Source organism: Listeria sp. PSOL-1, assembly GCF_902806445.1.
Taxonomy (GTDB): Bacteria; Bacillota; Bacilli; order Lactobacillales; family Listeriaceae; genus Listeria.
The window spans coordinates 1,254,280-1,280,619 of record NZ_LR760298.1 but is presented as its reverse complement, the minus strand read 5'-3'; the positions used below and the strand labels follow the sequence as shown (position 1 = coordinate 1,280,619).

Here is a 26,340-nt window from a genome sequence, read left to right as displayed (position 1 = left end):
TTTTTATTATTATGGTCCAGTTTGTAAAACGAATTTAATGTTTCCTTGGTATTGCTGACCTGTTTTTACATTTGAAGAATTCATTTGTAAATAAATGCCTTCACCGCTTTTGAAATCAATAGGTTCAATGCTTCCTTGATTGACTTGTTGATTTTGATAAAGTGGTGTAAGGTTTGATGTGATTTCTACAGGTTGGTTAGAAGAATCATTGATGTAGAGATCTGCTGGTAGCTGTTCACCGGTTTCTGTTTGTAACGGCGAATCAATCATTGCAGATAGCGTCCAATTACGAAGAGAGGGGAAGGTATCTGTCACTTGAATTGAAAAAGGCTCTTGATTGTATAATTTCCCGCCAGGTTCAGGTATGAAATTTTCACCAAAATCAAAAGAGCTTGTTACGGCATCTAAATTTAATTCAGGTTCTAATATATTCACACGAACAGTTTGCTGCTGTTTAAGCCCATATTCATTTTCCGCTTCTAGTGTAACCGAATGGGTTCCAACGGGTAACTCAGGTAATGTAAGTTTTAACTCTTTTTCACTCTGATCAAAAGTTGCTAGCTTTTGAGGCTCGCCATCCTCTAATTGGTAATAAATTTGATTGTTTTTACCTTCTGTTTGTAATTCACCGGTTAATGTAACTGCCCCTGTTGTAGAAACTTCTGTTTGGTCTAGTGCAAATTTTAACGCGGTGTTTTGCGTGAAAGTAATAGGAACCGGACTAAGTGCCGTTCCATCTGAATCTTGACCTTTAAACGAATAAATTGTTTTCCGTTCAAGTTGAGGGGCGCCACTAGCATCATTAGAAAATGAGTCCGTTACCTGAGGAGGTGAAACAGCGCTAATACCAGAAGAATCACCTAAGATAGCTTCTTTAGTGAACAAATTTACGGTGCGCATGTAGTCTGTTGGATTAATCGTTTGTGTAATGGGCAATTCTACTAGACGATCTTTATACGTATCCCCATTTAAAACTCGATCGATCCCTGTTACTTCAGTCTGCCCGCCATCTTGCGTATCATCTTCTTTTCCATTTAACGCACTATTTGCTTGTTCCTCATTCCATGGTGAAATATAAGTATTCCAAGTAGCAAATGATGTATCCTGTTGTAATTCTAAGTCTCCTGTACGATTAAAGAATTCGCTGTGAATAGGGAGGTTCTTATCTTGAGTGGGAGGAAGTTTGCTAGTTGTTAATAGTTTCGTAAAAGCTGAGTCGCTAGCATTAGTCGACAATGTCCCAACATCAAATACTAAATGTGCTTGGATCTTCACATCCGATGAACCTAATAGGATATTTGCCAGCCATTTTAATAAAGCAAGCAAGTCAAATTTCTTTGTACTCATGGTATAAACGAGTTGATTATCTTTTACAACTAAATCATCTTTACTAAGTTGAATGGTCTGATCCCCTAGCTTTAGATTTGACTGACTGCTTAGTGCATTTAACCAAGCGTTAGCATCTCTAACAGTAGGGAGCTGCCAAACCATTTCAAAATCAACTGTTTGAGAGAGAATGGGGTTATAAGTAATATCGGAGCCTTTAACGTTTGCTGTATTATCAAAAGTGATTGTCCCACCTTGCCATGGGTCATTAGCCATATTAGCAGGAGCATAGGTTGCTTTTGAATCCATACTTGCCGCATGAACGTAGTTAGGGGAGCTTACTGCGAGCAGAATGAATATCCCAAGAAAGAAAAGCACCTTTCTTTTGCGCAATATTCATCACCTCCTTTTTATTTGAATAGTCAATATGAGAATTAAAATTAAAAAACATTGCGATGAAAGATTGGTTTATTTTATAAAGATACGGCTAGCTTGATGTAAATCTTTTTAAGCTCAGTTCTTTGTTTTGTGACTATCTTTTTATTTGCACATAAAAATTGATGAAGATCATCTATTTGAATCATACATCACTTTTGGCTTGGTATTTATGTGTGCAGCATAAAAATTCTCATACTGTGATATTGTTATTTCCCTAAATGAAGCATACTAAACCAAATAGAAAAAATAGAGTGAGTAAAATCCATCAAACGAAACACGAAAAATAGAGGGAAGTTGCTAATTCTTCTTTTGCTTAAATAAATTTAGTAACACAAAAAGCTTGCTTCCGGTAAAATATCGAAAACAAGCTTTTATTTAAAAAAGGATCATCATTTACTCAACCGAAAACCATTGAAAACCATCTTGCAGAAGCAAATCATCTGCTTCTTGAGGCCCCATTGTGCCAGGTTTATAATTAGGGAAATTTTCTTTTGTTCTTTCCCAAACCCCAGCTATATGGTCAATAAAATTCCATGATAAGCTTACTTCATCCCAATGTGAAAAGTAAGTTGCATCACCGCGTAAACAATCAAGAATTAATTTTTCATAGGCTTCGGGTGTATTCATCCCAACTTGTGATGAATGAGCATAATCAAGGTTTACCGGCATCGTTTCCATTCCTTGACCAGTTTTTTTAACGTTCATATGGAGTGTGATTCCTTCATTTGGTTGAATATGAATAACAAGAACATTTCCAGCAAGGGATTTTTGTTCGCTAAATAAGTTAAGTGGCACATCTTTAAAATGAATGGCAATTTGTGTAGCTTTTTTCGCTAAGCGTTTTCCTGTTCGTATGTAAAAAGGAACACCCGCCCAGCGGAAATTATCAATCATTAATTTAGCAGCAACAAACGTTTCTGTATTAGAATCAGAATCTACGTTATCTTCTTCGCGGTATCCAGCATGCTTTGTGCCATCTAATATACCAGGGCCATATTGACCACGCACAAAATTTTTGTGAACCGCATCTCCTTCATAAACACGAAGAGAGCGTAAAGCACGAACTTTTTCATGACGAATTTCATCAGTTGTAAGTTTGATAGGCACTTCCATGGCAAGAAGAGAGACGATTTGTAGAATATGGTTTTGGACCATATCGCGAAGTGCTCCACTTTCTTCATAGTAGCGACCACGATCTTCAACCCCAAGCACCTCGCTTAAAGTAACTTGAATATTGCTGATATAACGGTTATTCCAAAGCGATTCAATAATAGAGTTCGCAAAACGGATAACAGAAATATTTTGAATCATTTCCTTACCTAAGTAATGATCAATTCGATAGATTTCATCTTCTCTAAAAGCTTGACGCAGGGATTCATTTAATTCTTTAGCGCTAGCTAGATCATGTCCAAATGGCTTTTCAATGATTAAACGATGGAAGCCTTTTGTATCTACAAACCCTTCTGATTTGATGCGACTAGCGATTGTGCCAAAGAAGTTCGGCGCCATTGCTAGATAAAAAAGTCGATTTCCTTCAAGATGATATTTTTTATCCAATTCATCAGATAAATCTTTCAGCGTTACGTAAGACTCTTTATCCGTTACATCATGTGATTGATAGTAAAAGTGGGAAATAAAGTCATCAGCAAATTCATCTGAGCCTTTAATATCTTTAATTGCCTCTTTGATTTTTTCACGAAAAAATTCATTGCTCCATTTGCGGCGTGCTGTACCAATCACTGCAAAATGCTTGCTAAGAGAGCCTTTGCTGTATAAATGGTATAGCGAAGGGTAAAGTTTGCGATTAGCTAAATCTCCCGTACCGCCAAAAATGGTAATTAAAGCTTTTTGTTCTATCACATCTGTCATACTACGATTTACCCTCTTTCTGAAATTACTATTAGCCTATAGAAGCTTAAGAAGCACTCGATTATAATGAGGCAAGGCATTTCCATATTATTTTAGCCGTTAAAAACTGTTTGTGCAACTGATTGGTTTAAAGATTTTTCATGGTGTAAGTAAAACTATGGTAAAATAAAACAAAAGAAGCCATTTCATAATTTGAAAGGGATGGAGTTAATGGAATTATTTTTTTTAGGAACCGGAGCGGGCGTGCCTTCAAAGGGGCGAAATGTAAGCTCTGTTGCGCTTTCGATGTTAAATGAAAGAAATGCGATTTGGCTGTTTGATTGCGGTGAAGCAACCCAACACCAAATTTTAAAAAGTCCAGTCAAACTTGGAAAAATAAATACTATTTTTATTACACATATGCATGGAGATCATATTTTTGGTTTACCAGGATTACTTAGTAGTCGCTCTTTTCAAGGCGGGGAAAGTGAGCTTTTTATCTATGGCCCTAAAGGGATAGAAGCTTTTATCAGACAATCACTTGAACTAAGCGCGTCACGCCTTACTTATCCACTTACTGTGGTTGAACTTGAAAATGAAGGATCTTTTCAAAAAGATGACATCTATATTCATTATGCTGAACTTTATCATGGTGTAAAAAGCTATGGTTACCGGTTAGAGGAAGCAGATAAAGCAGGTGCGCTTGATGCTGAACGTTTGAAAGAGGAGGGAGTCACTCCAGGACCTCTTTTTAGTCGTTTAAAAAAGGGCGAACAAGTCATGCTTCCAGATGGACGAATGATTGATGGGAAAGACTACATTGGAGCGCCGCAAAAAGGAAAAATCGTGGCTATCTTTGGAGACACTAGACAAACGGAAGCGGAACTAGACCTCGCTCATGGTGCTGATGTTGTTGTCCATGAAGCTACATTTTCAGGAGACAAAAAGGAATTGGCACATGAATATTGGCATTCAACAACATATGAGGCAGCAACTTTAGCAGAAAAGGCAGAGGCAAAGCAGTTGATTTTAACACATATTAGCTCGCGTTATGATAAAGAAGCAAGCAAGGAGTTGCTTCTTGAGGCACGTGAAATTTTTCCAAACACAGAGATGGCTTATGATTTTTCAACATTTATAGTAGGTGGTGCAAAAGAAGAATGAATACGTTTGTTGAAGGAAAGTATGTTTTGATTACAGGTGCCTCAAGTGGTTTAGGCAAAGAGATTGCATTTGAAGTAGCTAGGCTTCGTGGAGTGCCTATTTTACTTTCACGTAGTAGTGAGAAACTCGCAGCAATTTCAGAAGAGATCCGACAAGTTTACGGGATTGACGTACCTTATTATCGTTTCGATGTTACTGATTTTGAACAAATGGAAGCGCTCATAGCACAAATAACTGATAAATATTCACTTTCGGTCTTAATAAATTGTGCGGGCTTTGGTTTGTTTGAGCTGGCAGTTGATACACCTTTTGCAGTTACAGAGAAAATGTTTCAAACAAACGTCCTTGGCTTAATTAAATTAACACAGCTTATCTTACCTGAATTAAATAAAAGAAAGCAAGCGCACATTGTCAATATCGCTTCACAAGCTGGGAAAATTGCCACACCAAAATCAGCTGTTTATTCAGCAACAAAATTTGCTGTATTAGGTTATTCTAATGCTTTAAGAATGGAAATTAGCAGCAAAAAAATTTATCTCACTTGTATTAATCCTGGACCTATTCGAACGAATTTTTTCAATACAGCGGATAAATCTGGAGACTATTTAGAAAAAGTGAATCATTTTGTTTTATCTCCGAACAAAGTTGCACGCAAAACAGTTGCTATATTGGGGAAAAAACGACGTGAGCTCAATTTGCCGTTCAGTATGAATATCGTTTCGCGTCTTTATCAAGTAATGCCCCAAGTAATCGAGTTCTTAGGGAAAAACGCCTTTTTAAAAAAATAAAAGATGACTTGCTTAAAAGCTTTCTTTCGTGTAAAATAAAAAGCGAACATAAGTTCTTTTTTGTAAGAAGGTGAAGTAAAATGGATACATCAAGAAAGATTATCCATATTGATATGGATGCGTTTTATGCTTCTGTTGAGCAACGTGATCATCCAAAATATCGTGGGAAGCCGATCATTATTGGTGGCGATCCAAATAAAAGAGGTGTGGTTGCAACCTGTTCCTATGAGGCGCGTAAGTATGGTGTTCATTCAGCGATGCCAACTAAACAAGCAGCAAAGCTCTGTCCGCAGGGGATTTTTGTACACGGCAATATGGAGCATTATCGACAAATATCGGAGCAAATTCGTGCCATTTTTAGACGTTATACAGATTTAATCGAACCACTTTCTTTAGACGAAGCCTATCTTGACGTGACTGAGAACAAAAAACAAATGAAGTCTGCCACTTTTATTGCACGTGAAATCCAGCAGTCTATTTATCACGAGCTACAATTAACCGCTTCTGCTGGCGTTTCTTATAATAAATTTATTGCAAAGATTGCTTCAGATTTCCGTAAACCAGCTGGACTTACAGTGGTCACACCAGAAGAAGCAGAAATGTTTTTAGAGCAGATCCCGATCAATAAATTTTACGGCGTTGGCAAAGTCACAAGCCAAAAAATGAATCGTTTAGGCATAAAAACAGGCGCCGATTTAAAGCGTTTTAGTGAATGGGATTTAATCCATGAGTTTCATAAACAGGGGTATTATTTGTATCGTCATGTGCGTGGAGAATCTAGTAACATCGTTAATCCTAATCGTGATCGTAAGTCGGTCGGTAAAGAAACTACGTATGAACAAAACATTCGTGATCAACGCATTTTACAACAAAGTCTAATGGAATTTGCAGCAAAAATTGAAACAAGACTCTCTAAGATCCAAAAACATGGAAAAACAGTTGTTTTGAAATTGCGTTATAGTGATTTTAAAACGTTAACGAAAAGAATAACGTTAGCTGATTATATTCATGATAAGCATTTAATTTATCAAGCAGGCTTGGCACTGCTTACGAATATTTATTCAGGTGTTGAGCCGATTCGTTTGATTGGACTTACTGTTACAAATTTAAAACCGATTCATTTCGAGAATTTGCGGCTCGATATTTAAGAGGTTTGCCAGACTTCCGCTTCCGGTTTCTGGCAAACCTCTTATTTTGCTTGATTTGTCATAGAATCTAGGCACTATTTTTAAGCTGAAGCACATGATGTCTGAGCCTTACTTGCTAGTAAATAAAGACAACAAGGATAACAGCTATGATGTAGGCACATGACATAAGTGCTGCTCTAACTAAGCGAGATTGCCCAATTTTAATGTCTTTATATGGATTTAAAATTAAATAAATAAAGATAATATGAAGTGGCATATGGGCCATGATCTCGCTAACACCAAAAATAAGATTTGTTGCTAAAAACACAAGCGTTAAAGCAAAAGAAATAATTTTTCGAAAGTAACCAGTGATCAAAACAAAACCGATAACCATCTCTACTAATGCAGCACAGATAACAAAGTGCTTTTGGCTAAAACCAAATGTGTATAATGAATAGTGATGAATAATATCCAGCGACATATTGCTATAAACCATTTTTTCCGCTGCTACCCAAAGGAGCGAAAGCCCTGTTAATATTTCAAGAGGCCTAACTTTCCATTTTGTTTTATTGATTAAAAAGGCAAATAAAGTAACCATAATTCCTATGAAAAAGAGATAATCAACTGAATTATGAATTCCTAAAGTAAAAATATTCCAAATAAACAAAAAGAGAATAAGCAATAAGCTGAACCATTGTGTTATCTTTGTTTGAATGATGAGCCCTAGTGCAGAAATAGCCATGATAATATAAAGCAGTAACGAGCCATGTACATCCGGCACTAAAACATGCTTTGTTAACATACTAATAATAAGTGCGAATGCAATCCCAACGCGAAAAACCGTTTCTCGATTGATACGATTGATAAATTTGCCATTTAGAAACTTTAATTTAGCGAGGTAGGGGGCAAATGCGTATAGTAAAAAAATAAAAATTAATGATAATGAAAATAAAAATAGTGTGTCTAGTGTCCAGATGTCTTTTAAATTGTTTCTAACAGGTTCTACTGTTGTAAACCATTTCACATGACCTAAAACCATTTTTTCAACTCCTAAGTTAATTATGCGATATAAGCTTCATATAAAATGTCTTTTTTATTACAAAGCTAAATCATGTTTTATCATTCTACACTAGGAGGGGTTAATTTGTACACGGTACAAAAAACCTAAAAAGGGTGACATTTTAACACCCTAATTGTAATTTTACTGGTCTTTTAGTCATGAAGAAAAAAATTTAAGGGTAATTAGACGCACGATCATCTAGTTAAATGAGCAAAATTAGCTCCTAAAAAATGGAAAATGGTTATAAAATTTTTAATGTAATAAGCCAAAAGTTAAATGAAAAAAAGAGCCGATCAATGATAAGATTGATCAAGCTCAAGGATTTATCGATTATTTTAGTTCAATCAAGCGTTCTTTCAGTTCTTGTTCCATTGTAACAAGTTCTTTTTCAGCAACAGCGCGTTTAGCACGGCCTTCTTGCTGGATCTTAAGCGTTTCTTGCAGGGTCTCAATTAGACTTGATTGCGTTTCTTTTAGTGTTTCGATATCGACAATACCGCGTTCATTTTCACGAGCCGTTTCAATGGCATTTGTTTTTAGCATATCAGCATTTCGCTTTAACAGTTCATTTGTTGTTTCAGATACTTGACGTTGCGCTTGAACAGCTTGTTGTTGCCGTAATAAAGTGAGTGCTATCGCTACTTGGTTTTTCCAAAGGGGAATGGCTGTCATAATAGAAGATTGGATTTTTTCTGCAAGTGCCTGGTTGGTGTTTTGGATTAAACGGATTTGTGGTGCTTGCTGAATCGTAATTTGACGACTTAGCTTTAAGTCGTGAACACGCTTTTCTAAGCGGTCAGCAAATTGAGTTAAATCATGTACTTCTTGAAAAGCCATCTGATCACCAGTTTCTTCTGCTTTTTTCCGAAGTTCAGGAAGAAGCTGTGTGTTGATTTCTTCTATTTTTACTTCACCTGCAGCAATATAAATATTGAGTGCTTGGAAGTAGTCTTTATTTTTATCATAAAGTTGTTCTAAAAATGAGTTATCCTCTATTAAACGCTTTTTCGAATGCTCTAATTTGAGTGCGATGCGATCAATTTGAGTTCCGATTTTTTGGTATTTTGAGGTAATTTCGTTGATGGATTGTTTGACACGATGAAACATCTTCGTAAATACGTTGCGATTTCGAGCAGCAAGTTCATCGGGATCAGCTTCTTGTAAACGATACATTAAGTCGCCAATAATGTCCCCAATTGGTCCTACATCTTGTTTTTGGACATGGGCAAGCATTGAATGGGAGAAGTCATGTAGTTTCGCTTGAGCTGGAGCTCCGTAGCTGAGTATAGCAGATTGGTTTCCAGGTTCAATTTGTTTGCTTAGTTCTATGGCTTGGCGCTTATTATTTTCAGGAAGCATATCGATTAAGCGTGGCGCTTTTTCATCATTATTTGTTATCGCCGTTTCATTCCCAAATGGATTTGTTAGTAAATCATCAAGGGTTTGATTCATTTCTTTTTCAAGTAATTCGTTTGTTCTTTTTTCACTCATTCTTTATTGCTCCTTTCGAATTTTTGCTGCTGTTTTGAGATTGAATTTTTTGCCACTTCGAGTTCGAAATCAAGGCTATTTATATCTTGATTTAGGAGGATAAATAAATCCTTTTCAATTACCCGACTGAGATCATTTAATAAAGAACGAGTATCAGAAAGTGTTTGATAGATTTTTTTATCTTTTACTGGCTGCTTTTCAAGGAAAGCATATTTTTCTGTAAGCTCTACTAGTGAATCAAGGTGAGAAAAGAAGAAGTCCTCGGCTTCATAAAAGCGTTTGGGTTGTTCACGGACGATGCCGAAAATTCGCTTGACTAAAAGAAGTGTTTTGTTTCTTTCTTGAAAAGAGTAGAGAGTTTTATGTGTGCTCATCGTCTTTTGTAAACGAATAATTTTTGTGCGTGCTTCATCTAAGTTGTTGCGAATGTATTTGTATTCTTTTTTTGTTAGACCTGTTTTTTCAGTTAATGCTTGGTCACCAGCTTTTGAAGAAAAGAAGAATAGCAAAGCAGCTACAAACAGTGTGGTTAAAGTGATGAATAGCCAGTGATTATAAAAAATGGCTGATAAAATGCCAAATAGCACACAAACAATTAGGAAAGAACCAGTAAAGGCCATCAATTTTTTAAATAAAGTCATTATTCATCTTCTCCTTCAGTTACCAGTCTAAGGTATATCAAAACATGCTTTCATAAGAAACGTTAGAAAGATGTTTGCTCATGAATTCATCATACCATAGGAACAAAAAAGATGTTATCAGTCGCACGACGTAAATTAATCTCGGACCTTATGTTATACTGAAGAAAAAAGAGGATGTGTTGATCGCATGGAAAATCTTGAAGAGAAGACAATCGCTAAAGAGACCATTTTTAAAGGGAAAGTTATCGAATTAGAGTTGCTGGATGTAGAATTGCCAAATGGTGAAAAAAGCAAACGAGAGATTATTAAGCATCCCGGTGCAGTAGCGATTATTCCACTGCTTAGTGATGGGCGTCTGGTTCTTGTTGAGCAATTCCGTAAGCCACTTGAACGTACTATTCTTGAAATTCCAGCGGGAAAAATGGAACAGGGGGAAGCTCAAGAAGTCACGGCGATTAGAGAGCTAGAGGAAGAGACAGGTTATTCGTCGGATAATTTTTGTTATCTTACTTCTTTTTATACAGCACCAGGTTTTGCAGATGAGATTTTACATATTTATGTAGCACATGAGTTAAAAGTTGTGGAAAAAAGACGAAAAATGGATGCAGACGAATTTATTAATCTTGTAAGTGTCACATTGGAAGAAGCGAAACAACTTATTTCAGAACAATTAATTATTGATGCAAAAACAATGTATGCCATCCAATATTTAGAATTGCAGTTAAATTTGTAACGAAGCCCCATGAAATATAAGGGCTTGCTTCACTCGGGCGCAATAAATTTACGCTGCCAATCTGTTAAATAGTTACCTCGCTTGTAATCGCTATATCTGCTTCTTTGACCACATCGCGTATTTCACAGCCGTTACATGTTTCATAAGGTAAACAGAGAGGAACGCCGCTTCGTGGATCGATCAAAATATCTGCTTTCACGTTAAAAACATCTTCTAACATCGTTTCTGTCATCACTTCTGTTGGTGTGCCGGAAGCTGCCATTTGTCCCTCTTTAATGGCGATCATATGACTTGCATAGCGGGAAGCAAGATTTAAATCATGCACGACCATAACGATTGTCCGTTTTTCAAGTTCGTTAAGCTGTTTTAAAATGTTCATGACATCTAGTTGGTGCGTCATATCAAGGAATGTTGTTGGTTCATCAAGGAATAAAATCGGCGTATCTTGTGCAAGTAATGTAGCAATCCAAGCACGCTGTCTTTGGCCGCCAGATAGATTTTCGATTGGATGATCAGCAAAATTTTCTAAATTCGTCATTCGAATCGCCCAGTCTATTAGCTTCCGGTCTTCTTGGTTCAATGTGCTAAATCCTTTTTGATGAGGTGTTCTTCCGTAAGTTACTAAATCGTAAACAGTTAAGCCTCCTGGAGCAGAAGGGCTTTGTGGTAAAATTGCCAGCTCCTTGGCGATTTCTTTAGTGGATTCATGGTGGATTTTTTTTCCATCTAAAATGACAGCACCGCTACTTGGTTTCATTAAGCGTGACATTGTTTTTAAAATGGTTGATTTTCCGGATCCGTTTGCTCCTACCAAGGCTGTAATTTTTCCAAGTGGGATGTCAAGATTTAATTGATCAACAATAATCCGTTTATCGTAAGCGATTTGCAAGTGTTCTGTGTATAAATTTTTCAAAGTGGGTCACTCCAATGCTTTATTGATAATGATTCTCAATTCAGTATAAAATTTTTATGAGGAAGATGCAAGTGTTTTTTTTGAAATTTATTTATAATTATTATAGATAATTAGCTTACTTTTATTTAATTGATAATCAACATAGACAGCTGAACTAAAATATGATATCTTAGTAAATATAGTAATATCAGTAAATAAATCTTTTTCTATAAAGAAAAATCAAGAATATTTTATTAATAATTATTCTAAAATATTCTTCCGATGAGATTGATAATGAGAATTAATTTATAGTAAAATTGATAAATGCGTTAAAGGAGGAAAATATCGATGGAAGGTCGCATTGGGCGTATTAAAGCTCAGCTACATGAAGCAAGTTATAAATTAACGCCGCAACGGGAAGCCACTGTTCGTGTACTCCTTGAAAATGAAAAAGACCATTTAAGTGCCGAAGAAGTTTTTTTATGTGTAAAAGAAATTGCACCTGACACTGGGCTTGCGACTGTTTACCGTACGCTTGAACTACTGACGGAGCTTCGTGTGGTTGATAAGATTAATTTTGGGGATGGGGTTTCTCGTTATGATCTTAGAAAAGAAGGAGCGAAGCATTTTCATCATCATCTCCTTTGTTTAGAATGTGGTTCTGTTGAAGAAGTACAAGAAGATTTGTTAGAAGATGTTGAAAAAATCATTGAAGAGCGCTGGAATTTTTTAGTAAAAGATCATCGATTGACTTTTCAAGGGATTTGTTCTAGTTGTAAGAAGCAAACGAAAAAAGCATGAAAAAATGTAATAAAATGAGCGAAAAACACCTTTATTTTAAAAGTTTGGTAAAAGGCAATATGAAGGACTTCTTCATAACTTATCAAACGTCTGAAATGAACGTGCTTATCGCTCATTTTTTAAAATCCTTAAAAATTCACGTCAAGTAAAATTCATGTTAAAATGGAGTTTGTGGAGGAGAAACAATGAATGAATTAATTGATGATTTTTTACATTTTTTAACGGTTGAACGTGGTCTGTCAGAAAACACGTTAACAGCGTATAAGCGGGATTTGCATTATTTTACTTGTTATTTCAAAGAAAATAGCCATTCAGAAGATCCGGAAAAAATAAAACGAACGGATATTGTTTCTTTTCTTGCGTATGCACGAGAAGATGGGAAGTCAGCACGAACAATTGCACGTTATATTGCTTCTATTCGCTCGTTTTTGCATTTTTTATTGCAAGATCAAAAAATGACGCATGACCCGATGCTTCAAATCGAAACGCCAAAACAAGCGAAGGTGCTGCCAAAAGTACTGAGTTTTCATGAAGTTGAAAAATTGCTCGAAGCACCAGATACATCGACACCTTTTGGCATACGTGACTTAGCGATGTTAGAGCTTCTCTATGCGACCGGGCTTCGTGTCACAGAACTTGTGAAGTTAAAAATGGACGATTTACATCTTCATATGGGTTTTATTCAAACGATTGGTAAAGGGGATAAGGAGCGAATCATTCCACTTGGGAAAATTGCAACCACAGCGTTAACGAATTATCTTGAACACGCGCGTCCAAAATTAAGAAACAAAGCGTATCGCAGCGAAGAAGTTTTTTTAAATCATCATGGTAAAGGGTTAACCAGACAAGGTTTTTGGAAAATATTAAAGAAATTAGCATTAAATTCGGGTATTGAGAAGCCAATTACACCTCATACACTTAGACATTCTTTTGCGACACATTTACTTGAAAATGGTGCTGACTTGCGCTCTGTGCAGGAGCTTCTTGGTCATGCTGATATTTCAACAACGCAAATTTATACACATGTCACTAAACTACGCTTAAAGGATGTTTATAAAGAATTTCATCCTCGTGCCTAGTAGAATATAAATATAGAAAGGTGTTTGAAAAAATGGATAAATTTAAACGCATTCATATTATCGTTATGGATTCTGTCGGGATTGGTGAGGCTCCGGATGCTTCTGAATTCGATGACTTTGACGTGGATACATTTGGTCATATCGCTGAAAAAATGAATGGATTGCATCTACCTGAAATGAGTAAGCTTGGACTTTCAAATATTGAAGTTATTAAGGGCGTGCCAAAAACAGATCATCCGCTTGCTTATTATACGAAAATGCAAGAAGCTTCACGTGGTAAAGATACGATGACAGGGCATTGGGAAATTATGGGTCTTTATATTGATACACCTTTTCGTGTTTTTCCAGATGGGTTTCCAAAAGAGCTAATCGACCAAATTGAAGCACATACAGGGCGTGCTGTGATTGGGAATAAGCCTGCAAGTGGGACAGAGATTATTGATGAGCTTGGCGAAGAACAAATGAAGACTGGCGCGCTGATTGTCTATACCTCGGCTGATTCTGTGCTGCAAATTGCAGCACATGAAGATATTATCCCACTAGAAGAACTTTATGAGATTTGTGAATTTTGTCGCAAAATTACTTTAGATGATCCTTACATGCTTGGTCGAATTATTGCAAGACCTTACATTGGTAAAAAGGGAAGCTTTAAGCGCACTGCAAATCGCCATGATTATGCGTTAAAACCTTTCAAACCGACTGTCATGAACGCTTTAAAAGAGGATGGGAAAAGCGTTATTGCAATTGGAAAAATTAGTGATATTTTTGACGGGGAAGGCGTGACAGAATCGATTCGAACGAAATCAAATATGGATGGAATGGATCAGCTAATCAATGTACTCAGTCAAGATTTTAAGGGAATTAGTTTTTTAAATTTAGTGGATTTTGATGCGTTATTTGGTCATCGTCGTGATCCAATCGGTTACGGAAAAGCGCTTGAGGAGTTTGACGCACGCCTTCCTGAAGTATTTGCCAAACTAGACGAAAATGATTTATTGCTGATTACTGCAGATCACGGGAATGATCCAACTTATCGTGGTACGGATCATACACGTGAATATGTTCCATTACTTGTTTATTCGAAGCGTTTTAATGAAGGAAAAGAATTGCCACTACGTAAGACTTTTGCTGATCTCGGAGCAACGGTTGCTGATAATTTTTCTGTCAAAATGCCTGAATATGGTACAAGCTTTTTAGCAAATTTGAAATAAGAGAGGCTGGCTACAAGAGATGAGTATTGAAAAAGTAAATCAAGCGGTTTTGAAAATTAAAGATGCGTATCAAGGGAAACCTAAGATTGGCTTGATTCTTGGTTCTGGTTTAGGGGTTTTGGCTGATGAAATGGTGGGTTCAACAAAAATAGCTTACGAGGAAATTCCCCATTTTCCTGTTTCTACTGTAGAAGGACATGCGGGGCAGTTTGTTTTTGGAACGATTGAGCAAAAAGAAGTGGTTGCTATGCAGGGACGTTTTCACTATTATGAAGGTTATTCAATGGAAGAAGTTACTTTTCCAGTTCGAGTGATGAAAGCGTTAGGGGTAGAAATTTTACTTGTTACCAATGCTGCAGGTGGCGTTAATGAATTATTTCATGCAGGTGACCTGATGTTAATTGCTGATCATATTAATTTTACGGGAACAAATCCACTTATTGGACCAAATGAGTCGTATTTTGGGCCACGTTTCCCTGATATGTCAGAAGCGTATAGCTTAAGATTACGCGAAAAAGCACGCAAGATTGCACTTTCACTTGATATTCCAACTCGTGAAGGCGTTTATGCTGGATTTAGTGGCCCGACATATGAAACGCCTGCCGAAATTCGAATGATCAGGACACTTGGAGCAGATGCCGTTGGAATGTCAACGGTTGCTGAGGTCATTGTTGCTCGTCATGCAGGAATAGAGGTATTGGGAATCTCATGTATTACCAATATGGCAGCGGGAATTCTTGATCAGCCGCTTTCACATGAAGAAGTAATCGAGACAACAGACCGAGTCCAAAAAACATTTTTAACTTATGTGAAGGCAATCATTGCTAAACTTTAAGTGGATTTTTGGTCAATGAAATGAAGAGGATAAATGGGTTTCACCATATTTTCACTAAAAAATATGGTGAAACCCATTTATCTCCTAAGCTTTTGAATAGTAAAAAGCTTTTATGAGAAAATATTTTATTGTAGGGCGTAGCTTGTTGTGCTACTATAGAAAAGAATTGTAAAAAGTTGAAAATTCCGGTTGAAGAGGTGGGAATAAGTATGACATTTGAACGGTATGGTACAATGAATGTTAATGAAAAAGGACATCTTGAAGTTGGTGGTGTGGATACATTAAAGCTCGCTCAAAAATATGGTACGCCACTTTACGTTTATGATGTAGCGCTTATTCGTGACCGTGCACGGGGTTTTAAAAAAACTTTTGCAGAGATGGAAATAGATGCGCAAGTAGCCTATGCAAGTAAGGCTTTTTCTTCCATTGCAATTTACCAGCTGATGGCTGAAGAAGATTTATCACTGGACGTTGTTTCAGGAGGAGAGCTTTATACGGCAATAAAAGCAAATTTTCCTAAAGAACGAATTCACTTCCATGGAAATAATAAAACAGCCGAAGAATTAAAGATGGCTCTTGATTATGATATTGGTTGTATTGTTCTTGATAATTATGATGAGATTACTTTGCTACAAAAACTACTTGAAGAAAGAAAGCAAAAAATGGCCGTGCTTATTCGTGTTACACCAGGTATCGAAGCACATACGCATGATTATATTTTAACTGGACAAGATGATTCAAAATTTGGTTTTGGACTAACAAATGGTCAGGCTGAAAAAGCGATTCAAGAGGTTTTAGCGGCAGAGGAACAATTTGATTTAATTGGCCTGCATTGTCATATTGGTTCACAAATTTTTGAAACAACTGGCTTTGTTATGGCAGCACATCGTATTATGGAGCAACTTGTTTTATGGCGCGATTCGCTTGGCTTTGAGTCTAAAGTACTTAATTTAGGCGGGGGTTTTGGCGTGCGTTATACACAAGATGATCAACCATTAGATCCAAGCGAATACGTTAGACAAATTGTTCAAGAAGTTAAACAAATGGCAATAAATCATAGGCTAGAAATGCCAGAGATTTGGATTGAGCCTGGTAGGTCGCTTGTTGGTGAAGCAGGTACAACGCTTTATAAAATCGGCTCACGCAAGGAAGTCCCTGGGATAAGAGACTATGTTGCTGTAGATGGCGGCATGAATGATAATATTCGCCCTGCTTTATATGAAGCACAGTATGAAGCGGTTTTAGCAAAGAATCCACTTGGGAAAACAGAAGAGACCGTAGCGATTGCTGGGAAATGTTGTGAATCAGGAGATATGTTGATTTGGGATTTGCGATTACCGAAAGCGTTTAGTGAGGAAATTTTAGCTGTCTTTTGCACGGGGGCTTATGGTTATTCGATGGCAAGTAACTATAACCGGATTCCGCGTCCTGCTGTTGTTTTTGTAGAAGATGGGCAAGATAAGCTAGTGATTAAACGTGAAAGTTACGCTGATTTGGTGCGAAATGATCTTTCATTTATTGAGGTGTAATAGGAATGGTTGAAATAAATTTTAAAGTCGATGCATTTGAAGGTCCGCTTGATTTGCTCCTGCATTTAATCGGTAAGCTCGAAATTGATATTTATGACATTCCAATGGTCGAAATAACTGATCAATACATGGAATTTGTTCATGCGATGCAAATCCTTGAACTTGATATTGCCAGTGAATACTTAGTGATGGCTGCCACCCTTTTAGCAATTAAAAGCCAAATGTTATTACCAAAGCAAGAAATTGAATTCGCCGATGCTGAGTATGAGCTTGAGGCTGACCCACGTGATGAATTAGTAGAACGCTTAATGGAATATAAACGCTATAAAGATGCGGCGCTTGAACTGAAGGAAAAGGAAACGGAACGTAGTTTTTATTTCAGCAAACCGCCGATGGATTTAGCGGAATATCAAGATGAGACGTTGCCCGTAGAAATGAATGTTTCACTTAATGATATGCTTGGTGCCTTTAATAAATTATTGCGACGGCAAAAATTTAGCAAACCGCTTCATACAAGGATTACAACACAAGAGATTTCAATTGATGAGCGTATGAATGAAGTGATGAATCGACTAAGAGAAGCAAGCTGCAAGGTGAAATTTGACATGTTATTTGTTGAACAGAATACAAAAGAACAGATCGTTGTTACCTTTTTGGCGTTGCTTGAATTGATGAAGCGAAAAATGATTTATGTTGAGCAAGATCATAGCTTTGCTGACTTATATGTAGAAAATAGAGGAGAAGTCAAAAGTGGATAAAGAACAACAATTAGGGATTTTAGAAAGTTTGCTCTTTGCTGCAGGTGATGAGGGCATCAAAGTGAAACGAATCACGGAAGTTATGGAAATCACGCATATTGAAGCGCTTGATTTACTAGAAACCATAAGCGAAAATTATGCTCATGATAAAGCGCGAGGCTTGATTTTACTTGAACTTGCGGGATCATTTCAGCTCGCCACAAAAAAAGAAAATGCACTGTATTTACGTAAATTAGTAGAGACTCCTCAAGCAGGTACACTTTCACAAGCATCACTCGAGACACTGGCGATTATTGCTTATAAGCAGCCGATTACTCGAATCGAAGTTGATGAAATTCGCGGCGTTCAATCAGATGGACCAATCCGGACGCTAATCGCAAAAGGGTTAATCACTGATAAAGGTCGCACAGAAAGTATTGGACGTGCTAAGCTATATGTAACGACAACAGAATTTCTCGATGCTTTTGGCTTAAACTGCTTACAAGATTTGCCACAGCTTAAAGAAGCGAACGAGGAACCAGATCAAGATGAAGTCGATCTATTTTTTAATAAATTCAACCAAAAAAGCCAGGTGGAAGGAGAAAAACAGTGATGGAACGTTTGCAAAAAGTAATTGCGAATGCGGGAATTACTTCGCGTCGTAAGGCAGAAAAATTAATTACAGAAGGCAAAGTAACGGTTAATGGTAAAATCGTCACAGAACTTGGCATAAAAGTTTCTTCTTCAGATAAAATTGATGTTGGTGGAACTCCGCTGACAAAAGAAGAACATCGTTATTTTTTATTTTATAAGCCTCGAGGGATTGTTTCAACGGTCACTGACGATAAAGGGAGAAAGGTGGTTACTGATTATTTTATCGATATTCCCGAACGACTTTATCCAGTGGGGCGCCTTGATTATGAAACATCTGGACTTTTGTTGATGACAAATGATGGGGATTTTGCTAATTTGTTAATGCATCCACGTCATAAGATAACAAAAACTTACACCGCTCGCCTAAAAGGAATTCCTGAAAAAGAGGACCTTCGCAAACTAGAACGTGGTATCATCCTAGAAGGAAAAAAAACAGCTAAAGCTAAAGTGCGAATGCGCTCATTTGATAAGTCCAAAAATAAAGCGATTGTCACACTGACCATTCATGAAGGCCGAAATCGGCAAGTGAGGAAAATGTTTGAAGCGATTGGCACCCCTGTCCAAAAACTTGTGCGTGAAGAGTATGCCTTTTTAAATTTGCATGGCATGAATGCTGGAGAGCGTCGTGAACTTAGTCATCATGAAGTGAAACAGCTTAAAAATCTTGCGCAATTCGGTGGAAATAAGTAATATTTGTTAAAGATTAAAGTTAGTATTAGAATATTTTATTAAAAACATGTATAATTTATCTTGAAGCAGTATATTGTGTCAAAATGAGAGAAGTATATGAGTACTTTTTTGGCCATCTTGTCAGTCTGATTAGGAAAAGACACAGCAATGAAGATATAAATTGGGGGATGAGTTCTTATGAGTGATCAAGTAAAAGTGCTCGTTGTTGATGATGAAGACCGCATCAGACGTCTTTTAAAAATGTATTTGGAGAGAGAAAATTTTCAAATTGAAGAAGCAAGCGATGGGGATCAAGCCCTAGAAATGGCACTTGAAACTGATTATGATGTTATTCTGCTAGATTTGATGATGCCTGGAAAAGATGGAATAGAAGCTTGCCATGAACTACGAGAACATAAAGCAACACCGGTTGTTATGCTCACTGCAAAAGGCGAAGAAGCGAATCGAGTACAGGGATTTGAGGTTGGCGCTGATGATTATATTGTAAAACCATTTAGTCCAAGAGAAGTTGTTTTACGTGTCAAAGCTGTGCTTAGGCGAGGCAAACAATCAAATGAAAATCTTGTTGCAAGCGCTCCAGGGGATGTGCTCACATTCCCACATATTTCAATTGATAATGAAGCACATCGCGTGACGGTTGATGGACAAGAAATTCCTTTAACACCGAAAGAATATGACTTGCTCTATTATTTAGCAAGATCACCAGATAAAGTTTATGATCGGGAATCATTGTTAAAAGAAGTTTGGCGATATGAATTTTTTGGCGATTTACGAACGATTGATACACACATTAAGCGTCTACGTGAAAAATTATTAGAAGTTTCAGAGGCAGCTGCTAAGATGATCGTGACCGTTTGGGGATTAGGTTATAAATTTGCGGTACCGGAAGAATAAAGAATGGGCAGGTTGTGAAGGTTGTAAAAACAATCGCTACATAGCCTGTTTATTTATGCTAGGTCCAATTTGAGGTGAATGAATGAAACTCTGGAATAGTATCGTTGGTAAAATTTGGAGCACAATTATTTTGCTCTTGATAGGTGTTATGGTTATATGTGGTTTTTTGGTAGCCATGGTTTATGAAAAAAATAATTTTAGTGAAATTGAAAAAGAATTAGAGCATACTGCAAGTGGCATCATCTCCATTATGGAAGCGAAAAACCAAGTAATGAAAAATCAAGAAAGTGGTTCTGAAGCACTGAATTTGCTCAACAAAACAACAGGGGTGATTGTTGCACAAAATCAAAAAAGTGTCTATTATAACCCATCTCCGGATAAAATTTCTCGCAGTACCATTGATAAGTTGACAAGCGATGCCAAAATTCAAAAAGCTTTACAGTCAGCTGAAAAATTAACCATGAAGTATGATTTCAAAGATAACAGGCATGAGCTTCCTGTCGAACTTACGGTGAAGCCTTTTAAACTCACAAATGGGGAAACGGGCGTTGTCTATGTTTATAAGTCTTATATTGACATTTTAAATGTCAATAAAAAAACAACAAGAACCCTTCTTATTGCTGGGATTGGAGCGATTTTAGTTACATCATTGCTTTCATTTATTTTCTCTTCACGGATGGCTTTTCCGCTTAGGGAAATGAAAAAAATTGCTGTTGCTGTATCCCGTGGGAATTTTGATAATCGGGTACCGAGCTATACACATGATGAAATAGGAGACTTAGGGATTGCTTTTAACAACATGGCACAGCAGCTGAAATATAATATTACTGCTCTGCAACAAGAAAAAGAGCAGCTTTCGAATATTTTAGTTGGTATGGCTGATGGTGTGATTAAATTCAATATTGATAAAACCATTATTTTAAGCAATCCACCTGCGGAAGAATTTCTCCATAATTGGTTCTTTTCCAATGAAAATATTGAACGGGTCTTGATCCCAGAAAAGCTAAATACGATGTTAGATGCGATTTCGAAAACACAAGATGAACAAGTTGGCGAAATTACATTTGGGGATCAAACATATGTTACAATTTTAACGCTGCTTTATAACGGTGAAAATGTCCGTAGTATTGTCGCGGTTATTCGTGATGTAACGGAAGAAAAACGATTAGAAAAAATGAAAAGTGACTTTGTAAGTAATATTTCGCATGAACTTAGAACACCCATTTCGATGCTTCAAGGTTATAGTGAAGCGATTATTGATGGAATCGCTCAAAACGAAGAAGAAGTTCGTGAATTTGCACAAATTATTTATGAAGAATCACTGAGAATTGGCCGTTTGGTAAATGATATGCTCGATCTAGCTAGAATGGAAGCTGGTTTTAATCATTTAGACAAGAAAGAGCAGAAGGTTGTACCATTCATTAAAAAAGTTGTTTCAAATTTTGGTGTATTAGCGCGTGAAAACTTTGTTGAACTTAAAATAGATGCAAGAGATCCAGACCTTGTTTATCAATTTGATACAGATCGGTTGGAACAAGTATTAATTAATTTAATCATGAATGCGATTCGTCATACTGGAAGAAGTGGCTATCATGGTGTTGTCACTGTGAAGGAGTCAGTAGATGAAGTAAACGAACAACTCCTTATCGTCGTTCAAGATAATGGCGTTGGTATACCAGAACAAGATATTCCATATTTATTTGAACGCTTTTATAAAGCAGACAAAGCAAGAACTAGAAGTAAGGCAGGTACAGGGATTGGTCTGGCGATTGTTAAAAATATCGTCGAAGCACATAATGGGAAAATTACAATAGAAAGTGAGCTTGGTAAAGGTTCTTCTTTTATTATCAGCTTACCTCTTTCTACAAAGGAGTAAGGACATGTCTAATCGAGTACAAAAATTTTGTAAAGAGTCATTAGTTATTAAAACGAGTCGGGTTTTTCCGCAAGATACAAATAATCATAATACGTTGTTTGGCGGGAAATTGATGACATATATTGACGATACAGCTTCCATCAGTGCTTCTAGGCATTGTAGAGTAGGAATTGTTACGGCTTCAACCGATTCAGTTGATTTTTTAAAGCCAATTAAAAATGATCACTCGGTTTGTCTTGAATCTTATGTCGCTTCAGTTGGGCGTTCTTCAATGGAGATTTTTGTAAAAGTGATTTCAGAAAATTTGAAGACAGGTGAACGCTATCTAGCAGCAACATCTTTTTTGACTTTTGTGGCTATTGATGACACAGGAAAAACAGTCGAGGTTCCTGAAGTGATACCAGAAACATCCGAAGAAAAAATGATTTATGCAGGAGCCGAGAACCGTGCTCGTGCTAGAATGGAGCGCTTGAAAGGTAGTCGGATTTTAGCTGAATCATTATCTACGGATATCCCTTGGCAAAGGGCATAAACGAAAAAACGGTCTGGGATACTTTCGCTTGATTTGTATCCCAATCTTTTGGTAAACATATTTTAGTGAAAAATTGAACATAAAGTTTTGCTAAAATAAAATTTTATGGTAAAATGAATTGGCATTAAAAAATAATATTCGTTCATCTTCGGGGCAGGGTGTAATTCCCGACCGGTGGTAATAGTCCACGATCTGTTTTTACAGGTGACTCTGGTGTAATTCCAGGACCGACAGTATAGTCTGGATGGGAGAGGATGTTGACAGTCTTGTTTTGGCTTGTCTTCAAATGGACGTTTGGTGCGTTTATTCTTGTGCGCACTAAATTATAAATCCTCCCTAACTTTTTGGTTGGGGATTTTTTGTGGGCTAAGTTAAGGCAGCGCTTCTCTATAGGTGAACATCAAAGGAGAATGGAAAATGAAAAATTATTCGTTAAAAACATTTGTTGGGATTGCTGTATTTGGAACGATTGCGTTTGTCGTTATGCTATTTCAATTTCCACTACCAGGAGTTGCGTCGTTTTTAAAACTTGATTTTGGTGATATTCCTGTTTTAATTGGAGGATTATTATTTGGTCCATTAGCGATTATTTTAATGGAACTCATCAAAAATGTATTGGAGTTCTTAATGTCTGGTAGCCCAGTAGGCGTGCCAGTTGGAGAAATGGCGAATTTTTTATCAGGGCTTTGCTTTGTTTTGCCAATCTATTATTTGCTTCAATGGTCCCGCTCTACAAAAGGAATAATTGTTTCGACAATCAGTGGGACACTTTTGATGACAGTAGCTATGTCGATATTTAATTATTTTGTTTTATTGCCGTTTTATATTAAGCTAGGTGGATTACCAGCGAATACGGATGTTACAGCGATTGTGGTAGCAGGAATCGTCCCATTTAATTTACTTAAAGGAGTCATTGTCAGCATTGTATTTTTCCTTTTATATGCGCCTTTAAAAACCTGGATTTTTAAAAATCAAACACCTAAAGAACGGAAAAAATACCAAAAAAAACATCATGAAACAGCTTGATTCTTTTATCCTGAGAGCAAAAAGAGAGTGTCTGGGCATGATGCGTTTTAAAAAAATACGTAGTGTAGGCGTTATCTTTTGAACACAACAAATCGAGCGAAAGCGTTTGTATTGAAGAAGTCTGGCAAACTTCCTCAATGCAAACGCTTGTCGTTGATTTATTTTGTTTTCAAGGCTATGATGCAAATCAAAAATAGCTTTTTTATCGTTTATCAAAAGGGTAACTCGCTATTTTTATCGATAAAGATGGACAAGCTTGTTCAGCGAGAATAACGTTTTCAATGTCATCAGCGGGAATAGGCTGTGTGCCGGAATTACTATCTAATTGATTAAAAGCTAATCCGTAGACATTATAGTCAAAGACCTTTGGTGCATAAATTGCACAGGCTCCACAAGCAATACAAGTATCTTGATCGACTATTGTATATTTAGGCATAAAAACCAACCTTCCTGTTTAAAAGTTCAAAATTCATTTAAAATAATTATACCATATTTTCGTTAAAAAACGTGTGCGAACACACGTTTCATGTTATGATAGAGATGAGGTGATACCTATGGACTCACTTGACCAATATCTTCTTTTTCTATTAAAGAAGCTTGTGCGACCAAGAAAGTTGCCATTTTTACATGCAGTGATGACTGGTAGAAGGATAGGGCAAACCATTCAGGATATTCATTTGTTTAAAGCAGAAGCCTATTTTGGATTGCTGCCTAATCTATCTAAAGAATTGTTACAAGAGCGTTGCGAAAAATTATTAAGAAGCGGCGCGATCCTTCAAAGTGAAAATGGATTCATCTTAGCAATCGATTTCAGCACTCCTGATTTTTTGCGCAAAGATTGGAACGGATTCCGCGCTTGTAACCGACCACAACAGTTTTTTAAGCGGTTGATGTTACTTGTACAAGTACTAAGTAATAAAAAGTACGATAAAGCCCATTATTTGCCAATTATTCGTGATAAAGAAGTGCAGATCTTTATTAAGCAGTGGTTGAATAGGTACGGAAAAAACGAACAGATAAGAACAAATCTTCATGAAGAGTTATACCGTTTTAGCGCTAACCAACCCTATCCAGAATTATATATTTATCGGTTAAGCGGTGGAGATTGGATTGGTGAAACTGCTGCACAAATTGCTGAAAAATTAGCTTTACCACTTTATGAAAGTTACTTCGAGTGGCGATATGGCTTGGAGCAGCTTATTCTAGCACCGGCAGCCTTTCCTATTTTACAAACGCTGATTGCTCCAGTTTTTTCCAATTTAACCAATTCTAGCTATTTTACTTATGAGAAAATGAAGCAAGGGATGAGCTCTAAGCAATTGGCTAGCATCCGGAACCTGAAATTGAGCACCATTCAAGATCATATTGTTGAAATTGCTGCGACGCTACCTACTGAGTTTCCATTAACGATAAATCAAGAGATCCAAAAAGCGTTACAAGAAACAGAGTATACTTCACTAAAAGAAATTAAACAGCTATTTCCTGAATGGAGTTATTTTGATATTCGCTTAGCAGTGGTTTTGGAAAGGAGTTTAAATGAAGCTAGAGCAAGCACTTAATGAGTATCTAGGTTTTGAGACATTTAGGCCAGGCCAAAAAGAAGTAATTGAAGCAACTTTAAGCGGAGAGAATACATTCGTCATGCTGCCAACAGGTACGGGAAAAACCCTTTGCTATCAGCTTTCTGGACATTTGCTTGAAGGTCTGGTTTTAATTATCTCCCCGCTGCTTAGCTTGATGCAAGATCAAGTAGAGCGAATGAAAGCTTCTGGGGAAAAACGCGTAGTAGCTCTAAACAGCTTTTTGAAACCAGGAGAAAGAAACACTATTTTAAAATCGCTTACTGAATATAAATTTCTTTTTATGTCGCCTGAAATGTTGGCCATTCCGGATGTTAAAAAGCAACTACTAACACAAAAAATAGCACTTTTTGTCATTGATGAAGCTCATTGTATTTCAAAGTGGGGACATGACTTTAGACCAGATTATCTTTATTTAGGTCAGTTTAGAGTAGAGGCAGATAACCCGGTAACTATGGTCTTAACCGCAACAGCTACGCAAGCCGTTCGCGCAGATATTTTAAAACAACTTACATTATCACAATTTAAAGAAATCATTTATTCTGTTAACCGTCCGAACATTACATTGCATGTGGAATGTACAGCGAGTAAGCAAGAGAAAAGCGAGCAAATGCTAGCGCTGATTCAAAAAATAGCACCACCAGGTATTATTTATTTCACAAGCAAAAAACTGGCTGAAGATTTTGCTCAATTAATACGAAAGCAAACAATATTTACAGCTGCACACTACCATGCCGAGATGGATACAGTAGATCGGATTACAATCCAGCAGCAATTTATCAGTGGGCAAATCCAGATTATTTGTGCAACAAGTGCATTTGGAATGGGAATTGATAAAGCGGATATTCGCTATGTATTCCATTTTCATTTACCAGCTGATCTGGAGTCTTATATGCAAGAGATTGGGCGAGCTGGTCGTGATGGGCTTCCAAGTTTAGCTATTTTGTTTTATGCAGCAGGGGATGAACAGATTCAACGTCAACTATTTCATCGTGATCTGCCAAGTTTAGAAGCGCTGCATTTATCAAGCGCGTTAAAAGAAACTTTACCGATAAGCGAGCAGCGTTTTTTGAACTATTTTCTAAATAGTGGTTTGACTGAACAAGAAATGCAAAATAAATTAAGCGAACGCTTAGCTTCAAAAGAAGAAAATTTGCAAGTAATGGTGGGGTACATAAAAACAATGACATGTAGGCGTTCTTACATTTTGAACTACTTTAATGAAAAAAATATAACTGAAACGATGCCTTGCTGCGACATTGATGGGGCTTCATTAGAATCATTTTATATCCAAAACGAAAACATAGATTTACCACTTTATTCGTGGCAAAGTTATTTAAGCTATCTTTTACTATCTGAAATAAAAGATGAATAAATTTACGCTAATT

The 26,340-nt window shown here is 36.8% G+C and carries 25 protein-coding genes and 1 riboswitch; of the genes, 18 read left to right on the top strand and 7 right to left on the bottom strand.

Annotation, left to right across the window (positions count from 1 at the left end; all coding sequences use genetic code 11):
- Positions 1-9: 9 nt before the first annotated feature.
- Both G6Q10_RS06215 and zwf read right to left on the bottom strand, forming a co-directional pair.
- Entirely contained in the window at positions 10-1,719 is a 1,710-nt protein-coding gene (locus G6Q10_RS06215) for a hypothetical protein (protein ID WP_163654283.1), read from the bottom strand.
- 438 nt (positions 1,720-2,157) lie between these two features.
- A complete protein-coding gene (gene zwf, locus G6Q10_RS06210) occupies positions 2,158-3,633 on the bottom strand; it encodes a glucose-6-phosphate dehydrogenase (protein ID WP_163654279.1) in 1,476 nt (491 codons plus the stop codon).
- 210 nt (positions 3,634-3,843) lie between these two features.
- Between zwf and rnz the strand changes: the two genes are divergently transcribed.
- The 3 genes from rnz to dinB all read left to right on the top strand — a co-directional run bounded on the left by rnz (position 3,844) and on the right by dinB (position 6,712).
- The gene (rnz, locus tag G6Q10_RS06205) at positions 3,844-4,776 is read left to right on the top strand and encodes a ribonuclease Z (RefSeq protein ID WP_163654277.1); all 933 of its coding nucleotides are present in this window, start codon (positions 3,844-3,846) and stop codon (positions 4,774-4,776) included.
- Entirely contained in the window at positions 4,773-5,564 is a 792-nt protein-coding gene (locus G6Q10_RS06200; protein ID WP_163654274.1) for an SDR family NAD(P)-dependent oxidoreductase, read from the top strand. Before rnz ends, G6Q10_RS06200 begins: the two co-directional genes overlap by 4 nt.
- 80 nt (positions 5,565-5,644) lie before the next feature.
- On the top strand, positions 5,645-6,712 hold the full coding sequence (gene dinB, locus G6Q10_RS06195; protein WP_163654271.1) for a DNA polymerase IV: 1,068 nt from the start codon (positions 5,645-5,647) through the stop codon (positions 6,710-6,712).
- A 115-nt stretch (positions 6,713-6,827) separates the two neighbouring features.
- On the opposite strand, the gene G6Q10_RS06190 is transcribed toward dinB, so the two are convergent.
- The 3 genes from G6Q10_RS06190 to G6Q10_RS06180 form a co-directional block, all read right to left on the bottom strand.
- Complete coding sequence (locus tag G6Q10_RS06190) at positions 6,828-7,730, bottom strand: hypothetical protein (RefSeq protein ID WP_163654268.1); 903 nt, start codon at positions 7,728-7,730, stop codon at positions 6,828-6,830.
- Positions 7,731-8,081: 351 nt separating this feature from the next.
- A complete protein-coding gene (locus G6Q10_RS06185) occupies positions 8,082-9,242 on the bottom strand; it encodes a toxic anion resistance protein (RefSeq protein ID WP_163654265.1) in 1,161 nt (386 codons plus the stop codon).
- Complete coding sequence (locus G6Q10_RS06180; RefSeq protein WP_163654262.1) at positions 9,239-9,883, bottom strand: 5-bromo-4-chloroindolyl phosphate hydrolysis family protein; 645 nt, start codon at positions 9,881-9,883, stop codon at positions 9,239-9,241. The genes G6Q10_RS06185 and G6Q10_RS06180 overlap by 4 nt, the downstream gene beginning before the upstream one ends.
- A 187-nt stretch (positions 9,884-10,070) precedes the next feature.
- Here G6Q10_RS06180 and G6Q10_RS06175 point away from each other — a divergent pair, with 187 nt between their 5' ends.
- Positions 10,071-10,616, top strand: coding sequence for an NUDIX domain-containing protein (locus G6Q10_RS06175; protein ID WP_163654259.1), 546 nt, complete (start codon positions 10,071-10,073; stop codon positions 10,614-10,616).
- Positions 10,617-10,680: 64 nt separating this feature from the next.
- On the opposite strand, the gene G6Q10_RS06170 is transcribed toward G6Q10_RS06175, so the two are convergent.
- Complete coding sequence (locus tag G6Q10_RS06170) at positions 10,681-11,529, bottom strand: ABC transporter ATP-binding protein (RefSeq protein ID WP_163654256.1); 849 nt, start codon at positions 11,527-11,529, stop codon at positions 10,681-10,683.
- Positions 11,530-11,856: 327 nt separating this feature from the next.
- Between G6Q10_RS06170 and G6Q10_RS06165 the strand changes: the two genes are divergently transcribed.
- The 12 genes from G6Q10_RS06165 to G6Q10_RS06110 all read left to right on the top strand — a co-directional run bounded on the left by G6Q10_RS06165 (position 11,857) and on the right by G6Q10_RS06110 (position 23,372).
- A complete protein-coding gene (locus G6Q10_RS06165) occupies positions 11,857-12,309 on the top strand; it encodes a ferric iron uptake transcriptional regulator (RefSeq protein ID WP_163654253.1) in 453 nt (150 codons plus the stop codon).
- Between the two features lie 185 nt (positions 12,310-12,494).
- A complete protein-coding gene (gene xerD / locus G6Q10_RS06160) occupies positions 12,495-13,388 on the top strand; it encodes a site-specific tyrosine recombinase XerD (RefSeq protein ID WP_163654251.1) in 894 nt (297 codons plus the stop codon).
- A gap of 32 nt (positions 13,389-13,420) precedes the next feature.
- Entirely contained in the window at positions 13,421-14,599 is a 1,179-nt protein-coding gene (deoB, locus tag G6Q10_RS06155) for a phosphopentomutase (protein ID WP_163654248.1), read from the top strand.
- Between the two features lie 19 nt (positions 14,600-14,618).
- Positions 14,619-15,434, top strand: a complete 816-nt coding sequence (locus tag G6Q10_RS06150) for a purine-nucleoside phosphorylase (RefSeq protein ID WP_163654245.1) — start codon at positions 14,619-14,621, stop codon at positions 15,432-15,434.
- A gap of 209 nt (positions 15,435-15,643) precedes the next feature.
- Positions 15,644-16,963 (top strand): diaminopimelate decarboxylase, encoded by a 1,320-nt coding sequence (lysA, locus tag G6Q10_RS06145; protein ID WP_163654243.1) that lies wholly within the window; start codon positions 15,644-15,646, stop codon positions 16,961-16,963.
- Positions 16,964-16,968: 5 nt separating this feature from the next.
- Positions 16,969-17,721, top strand: coding sequence for a segregation/condensation protein A (locus tag G6Q10_RS06140; protein WP_163654240.1), 753 nt, complete (start codon positions 16,969-16,971; stop codon positions 17,719-17,721).
- Positions 17,714-18,313: an SMC-Scp complex subunit ScpB gene (scpB, locus tag G6Q10_RS06135; RefSeq protein ID WP_163654238.1), complete on the top strand. Its 600-nt coding sequence runs from the start codon at positions 17,714-17,716 to the stop codon at positions 18,311-18,313. The genes G6Q10_RS06140 and scpB overlap by 8 nt, the downstream gene beginning before the upstream one ends.
- Positions 18,313-19,044 (top strand): pseudouridine synthase, encoded by a 732-nt coding sequence (locus tag G6Q10_RS06130; RefSeq protein ID WP_163654236.1) that lies wholly within the window; start codon positions 18,313-18,315, stop codon positions 19,042-19,044. Before scpB ends, G6Q10_RS06130 begins: the two co-directional genes overlap by 1 nt.
- 177 nt (positions 19,045-19,221) lie before the next feature.
- On the top strand, positions 19,222-19,938 hold the full coding sequence (locus tag G6Q10_RS06125; RefSeq protein ID WP_163654233.1) for a response regulator transcription factor: 717 nt from the start codon (positions 19,222-19,224) through the stop codon (positions 19,936-19,938).
- Between the two features lie 82 nt (positions 19,939-20,020).
- A complete protein-coding gene (locus G6Q10_RS06120) occupies positions 20,021-21,814 on the top strand; it encodes an ATP-binding protein (RefSeq protein ID WP_163654231.1) in 1,794 nt (597 codons plus the stop codon).
- A gap of 4 nt (positions 21,815-21,818) precedes the next feature.
- Positions 21,819-22,346 carry an acyl-CoA thioesterase gene (locus G6Q10_RS06115; protein ID WP_163654228.1) on the top strand — a complete coding sequence of 176 codons (528 nt, stop codon included), beginning with the start codon at positions 21,819-21,821 and terminating at the stop codon, positions 22,344-22,346.
- Between the two features lie 140 nt (positions 22,347-22,486).
- Positions 22,487-22,606: riboswitch (FMN riboswitch) on the top strand.
- 157 nt (positions 22,607-22,763) lie between these two features.
- Positions 22,764-23,372, top strand: coding sequence for an ECF transporter S component (locus G6Q10_RS06110; RefSeq protein WP_163654226.1), 609 nt, complete (start codon positions 22,764-22,766; stop codon positions 23,370-23,372).
- Positions 23,373-23,574: 202 nt separating this feature from the next.
- Here the strand turns inward: G6Q10_RS06110 and G6Q10_RS06105 are convergent, their stop codons facing one another.
- Positions 23,575-23,808 carry a ferredoxin gene (locus tag G6Q10_RS06105; protein WP_163654223.1) on the bottom strand — a complete coding sequence of 78 codons (234 nt, stop codon included), beginning with the start codon at positions 23,806-23,808 and terminating at the stop codon, positions 23,575-23,577.
- A 118-nt stretch (positions 23,809-23,926) separates the two neighbouring features.
- On the opposite strand from G6Q10_RS06105, the gene G6Q10_RS06100 reads away from it, so the two are divergent.
- Together G6Q10_RS06100 and G6Q10_RS06095 are read left to right on the top strand one after the other, a co-directional pair.
- Positions 23,927-24,931: a YpbB family protein gene (locus G6Q10_RS06100; RefSeq protein WP_163654220.1), complete on the top strand. Its 1,005-nt coding sequence runs from the start codon at positions 23,927-23,929 to the stop codon at positions 24,929-24,931.
- Entirely contained in the window at positions 24,909-26,327 is a 1,419-nt protein-coding gene (locus G6Q10_RS06095; protein ID WP_163654217.1) for a RecQ family ATP-dependent DNA helicase, read from the top strand. The genes G6Q10_RS06100 and G6Q10_RS06095 overlap by 23 nt, the downstream gene beginning before the upstream one ends.
- Positions 26,328-26,340: the final 13 nt, after the last annotated feature.